This window comes from Mesorhizobium sp. Arg314 (assembly GCF_053714275.1).
In genome coordinates this window covers 1-561 of the sequence record NZ_JBSKBP010000234.1, presented here as the reverse complement: position 1 = coordinate 561, position 561 = coordinate 1, and the positions used below count along the sequence as shown (strand labels likewise).

General features: G+C 64.7%; 2 protein-coding genes. Both read right to left on the bottom strand.

Translation table 11 applies throughout. From position 1 onward, the window contains the following. The coding region (locus tag ACWGS9_RS35250) for a transposase zinc-binding domain-containing protein (protein ID WP_454509487.1) at positions 1 to 205 on the bottom strand (205 nt) is incomplete at its 3' end. 9 nt (positions 206 to 214) lie between these two features. Further along, positions 215 to 561: tyrosine-type recombinase/integrase (locus ACWGS9_RS35245; protein ID WP_454509486.1), on the bottom strand; the 347-nt coding region annotated here is incomplete at its 5' end.

The following is a 561-nucleotide window of genomic DNA, read 5'->3' as shown; positions in this document are numbered from 1 at the left end:
TGCCCATAAGGCAGGAGTTGTAGACGGGGCGCTGAAGACCGCAGTCATCACAGGCTTCGAGATGGCCGCCGAGCGCCGAGGTGCGGCAGGCCTCGATCGCAGCCATGACCCGACGCTCGACGCGACCAAGATGGCCGGCCCGTGCTTGCCGATAGGCCGCGCCGTGGCGACGGAATACGTCCGCCACCTCCAAGGCGGAGCGCATGGATGCCGATCAACCGGCCGGCATGACTTTGACTTGCAACTGGTCGAAAGGACTGACGGTGCGGCCGATCATGTCTGTCGAGACCTGAGCGTAGAGCGTTGTAGACGCCAAGCTGCGATGGCCAAGCAGCACCTGAATGATGCGAATGTCCGTGCCTGCCTCAAGCAGGTGAGTCGCGAACGAATGCCGTAGCGTATGTACGGTCACCCGCTTCTCGATGCCCAGGGCCTCGCAGGCCACACGACACGCGACGTGAAGCACCTGCGGGTCCATAGGACCGGAGCCGTCGCGGCGAGGAAACAGCCACTGGGCGGGCCGGGTCAGGCGCCAATAGCCACGCAGGATCTCCAGCAGCG